Source organism: Phytoactinopolyspora endophytica, from assembly GCF_004138495.1.
Classification (GTDB): domain Bacteria; phylum Actinomycetota; class Actinomycetes; order Jiangellales; family Jiangellaceae; genus Phytoactinopolyspora; species Phytoactinopolyspora endophytica.
Map to the genome: position 1 here is coordinate 60,588 of NZ_ML142865.1, position 4,062 is coordinate 64,649.

General features: G+C 68.1%; 4 protein-coding genes. 2 read left to right on the top strand and 2 right to left on the bottom strand.

Translation table 11 applies throughout. The features are described 5' to 3' along the window. The first annotated feature begins 315 nt into the window (after positions 1 to 315). A complete protein-coding gene (locus ELR45_RS26350; RefSeq protein ID WP_205857310.1) occupies positions 316 to 1,113 on the top strand; it encodes an IclR family transcriptional regulator in 798 nt (265 codons plus the stop codon). On the opposite strand, the gene ELR45_RS26355 is transcribed toward ELR45_RS26350, so the two are convergent. Together ELR45_RS26355 and ELR45_RS26360 are read right to left on the bottom strand one after the other, a co-directional pair. Then, complete coding sequence (locus tag ELR45_RS26355) at positions 1,079 to 2,329, bottom strand: MFS transporter (RefSeq protein WP_205857311.1); 1,251 nt, start codon at positions 2,327 to 2,329, stop codon at positions 1,079 to 1,081. The two genes, ELR45_RS26350 and ELR45_RS26355, sit on opposite strands and share 35 nt — an antisense overlap. Positions 2,330 to 2,451: 122 nt before the next feature. Continuing rightward, positions 2,452 to 3,534, bottom strand: a complete 1,083-nt coding sequence (locus ELR45_RS26360; RefSeq protein ID WP_129668982.1) for a flavin-containing monooxygenase — start codon at positions 3,532 to 3,534, stop codon at positions 2,452 to 2,454. Between the two features lie 131 nt (positions 3,535 to 3,665). Here ELR45_RS26360 and ELR45_RS26365 point away from each other — a divergent pair, with 131 nt between their 5' ends. Then, positions 3,666 to 3,980, top strand: a complete 315-nt coding sequence (locus ELR45_RS26365) for an ArsR/SmtB family transcription factor (RefSeq protein WP_205857312.1) — start codon at positions 3,666 to 3,668, stop codon at positions 3,978 to 3,980. The last annotated feature ends 82 nt before the right edge of the window (positions 3,981 to 4,062 follow it).

Below are 4,062 nucleotides of genomic sequence, written 5' to 3' on the forward strand. Positions count from 1 at the left end.
CGGCGACGACGTCGCTCATGTCGATGGGGCCGGTGCCGATGCGAACCGGCGGGCCTTGGCGGAACTCCATCATCAGATACGAGTTTCGGGCGTTATGGCGCCATGAACTCGTATCTGATCGTGGCGCCGATCCGGGCAGGTGTGTACTCCGTGGCTCATACGGCCATTGCATCGCTGATCTCCAGGCCGCGGAACGGTATTCCTCGAGATATCGTCTGGTATCTCAGACAGATTCGTTGGGCCCGGCCTGACGGGGAGGCGGCCTCGTGGGTGACCGGGGGAGGTGGCCTGGTCGGTGACGGGGGAGGTGGCCTGGTGGGTGAGAGCAGTCAGGTGCCGGCGCTGCGGCAGGGGATACGGGTCCTGCGCCATTTGGCCCGGCACGGTGGACCCATGCCGGCGGCGTCCATCGCCGGCGAGCTCGACCTGCCGCGCTCGACTGTGTACCACCTGCTCAACGAGCTCGAAAGGGAAGGGCTGGTGGTGCACCTGCCGGAGGAGCGGCGATACGGCCTCGGCATCGGGGTCTTCGAACTCGGTACCGCTTACACCAGGCAGGCGCCGCTGGCCAGGTTGGCGCGCCCGTTGCTACACAAGCTGGTGGACGACGTCGGGCATGGTGCTCATCTCGCGGTGTTGCACGGTCGAGAGGTGCTGTACCTGCTGGAGGAACGAGCACTGGGCAGTCCGTCGCTGGTGACCGGTGTGGGCGTGCGGCTGCCGGCGCACCTCACGGCGAGCGGACGGGCCATCCTTGCCGGACTGTCACCGGCCCAGGTGCGGGCGTTGTTCCCCGACCCGTCGGCGTTTCCCGACCGGCATGGTGTCGGTCCGCGCCGTCTGTCGGCGTTGCGGCCCTTGCTGGCCGAAGCGCGACGGCGCGGCTATGCGACCGAAGACGGTGCGGTCACCCCAGGCTTCGCCTCGGTGAGCGTGGCGGCATCTGACCATACCGGCTACCCAGCGGCCGGAATCGCTGTGACTTTCGATCGCGACACCGTGCCCGAGAACGACTGGCCGGGGCTGGCGGTCCGAATCTCGTCCGTCGCCGCCGAGCTGTCCCGTCGGCTCGGCGGGACTACCACGCATTCCGGCGGGTACGGGGGACGCTGAGGAGGGCGACGGCGGTGGCGATGACACCGACGGCGGCGAGCACCATGAACGCCGCCGGATAGCCCCCGAGCAGGTCCGCGATCGCCGTCCCCACCCAGGGAGAGAGCGCCATGGTGATGGTGACGGGCGCGGACAGCTGACCGGTGAGGAGACCGTAGTGTGCGATCCCCCAGCGGTCGCTGACCGCGGTGGCCTGGATCAGGGGCATCAGACCGCGCGCCATCCCGGCGGCGATCGACGCTCCCACCAGCGCAGCGACGGTGGTCAGGACGCCGAGCAGGGCTGTCGTTCCGGCCACGGCCAGCAGGATGACCACGGTGCGGGTGCGGATACCGGTGAATCGGGTGAGCAACGGGAAACCGATCCGACCTATGACCTGTCCCAGGCCGCCGAGTCCAAGGGCGAGTGCCGCCGCGCTGGTGCTCATGCCGCGCTCCTCGAGCATGGGGACGAGGTTGATGATGACAGCGAAGGCGACCAGCGAGGCCAGCCCCAGTGAGACCGTCAACGCGATGAACGGCAGGCTCCGGGTGATACGCGCTGCCCCTGCCTCCGACGGCCGCCCGTCGTCTCGAGCGGCATGACCTTCCGCCGTGGGCCAGGGCCCGCGCAGCCCCCACCAATGCCCGGGAATGGTGATGACCGCCAGGATGGCCGTCAGCACCAGGTAGGTGTTCTGCCAGCTCAGGCGGTCGAGCAGGAACGCGGTGAGCGGCGCGAAGATGGTGCTGGCCAGGCCCGCGGCAAGGGTGAGGAGGGTCAGCGCCTTGACCCGTTCCCGCGGCCCATACCAGCGCGTGAGGGCGGTGAAGGCCGGCGGATAGAAGACGGCTGCCATGGCGCCGCCGGCCATGATCCAGCCGACGGTGAACAGGACCTGGTTCGGCGCCACCGCGACGAGGACGAGCGCCAGCACACCGGTGACTGAGCCCGCTGCCATGATCGAACGGGGGCCGTGCCGGTCCAGCCAGCGGCCGACGGGCACCCCGAGGATGGCGGCGAGCAGCAGTCCGCCGGAGAACGCCGCGGTCAGAAACGTCGTCGACCACCCGGTGGTCGCACCGATGTCGGTGAGCAATACGGGAAACGCGTAGTACAGGACGCCGTAGCTGACGGTCACCGTCACGCAGAGCGAGGCCAGTACGCGCCGGAGCCCGGCTCGGGACAGCGCCTCGCGCCTGGCTGTGTCCGACTGCTCGTGTACTTCGTTGCTCACACTGGCCCCAGTCTCGCAGTCACGTGTCCAGCCGATCGAACCCGGTTCTATACCCTTCCGGGCGCGGCCGGCGCCGAACGAACGTTTCCGGCAGAATCAGTCCGATGTCACTCCGGTCAGGATCAACCCAGGGTGACTCCGGCCGAGGCATGGCTGACATGGGCGGCAACCGGCTCCATCACATACTCGGCGTCGCGGTGCACACCGCGGAGCGTGTTAGACGAGAACGACCGTTGAAACTCCAGGCCGACATACACCAGGCCGGGATGGGCGGTCGAGATGCCGCCGACGTGCCGTGGTGCGCCGGTTTCGTCCAGGGCGCCGAGGTGTTCGAGATAGCCGAGGCTGGGAAGGTAGCCCGTGGCCAGCAACAGCACGTCGACGCGTTCCCGAGTGCCGTCGGACCAGATGACGGTGTCGCCGTCGATGTCCGTGAACATCGGACGCCGGTCGACGAGCCCCTTCTCCACCGCGTCCCGGTAGACGCCAGTGTCGATGACCAGCCTGTGCGGGAAGAGCCGGGCTAGCCAGTCCGGTGGAAGCAGATCCAGCCGGGTGGTCTTGAGCCAGTAGTGCAGATCTCGGCCGAGCTTGCGCTGGTCGGTGAAATTCAGCGGCGTGCGGCTGGCGAGTGTGACCGACGCCGTGTGAGCCAGCTCGTATGCCACCTGGATCGCGGAGTTGCCGCCTCCCACGACGACGACCCGCTTGCCGGCGTAGCGTTCCGGGCGCCGGTAGTCGGCGACGTGCAGGAGCTCGCCGGTGAACCGTTCCTGGCCCGGTAGCTCGGGCCGGTATGGATTGGTGAACGAGCCGCTCGCCGCCACCACCGCTGCGGCGTCCAGCGCGTCACCGGCTGCCGTATGCACGATGAACCGTCCGCCGTCCTGCTCGACGGCGATCACGCGAGTGTCCGTGCGGACCTCGACGTCAAGGGTTGCGGCGTATCGCTCCACGTAGTCGGCGACCTCGTCCCGGGTGGGATAGCGGTCGGGGTCCCCGTCGAGCGGAAAACCCGGGAAGGAACTGTACTCCGCGGGCGAAAAGAGGGTCAGGCTGTCGTAGTACCGGGGCCACGAGCCGGCCGGTCTGCCGCCGGCTTCGAGGATGACCGGGCGGAGGCCGGCGTCATGGGCGGCACGTGCGGCGGCGAGACCGGACTGTCCGCCTCCGACGATGATCACTGGTTCAGTCTGGGCGCTCATGACGACAACATATCGTTATTTCGCGAAATGACAAAACGAACGAGTGGCGACGCTGTGGGCAGCGACGTATCTCGACGGCGCGGTCTAGAGTGGCTGTGGGAGGTCGAGTAGTGATGCAGGAGCCCGTGGCAGTGGCTGACGGTGATACGGATAGCGCACCTGTCGAGCTCGCGCCGGAGACACACGACTTCCTCAAGGCGCTGGCCAGTCCCACGCGTCAGCGCATGATGATGCTGTTCTTCAAGGGCGCGGAGCTCTCGGTCGGTCAGGTCGCCGAGCAGGCCGGGCTCAGCCAGTCGACCGCATCCGAGCAGCTCGCATTGATGCGGCGAGGCGGCGTCGTGACCGCACGTCGCGACGGCAAGACGATCCTGTATCGAGGGGACCGCGACGGGATACGCAGGGCCCTCGCCGAGCTCCAGGCCTATCTCGAAGTCTGCTGCTAGGGCGTGTCTGATGGATCCATGGCCTACTGCGCGGCACCCGGCTGGCGCCTCGCTGCGTTCTCGTCGGTCGACGCACAAACCC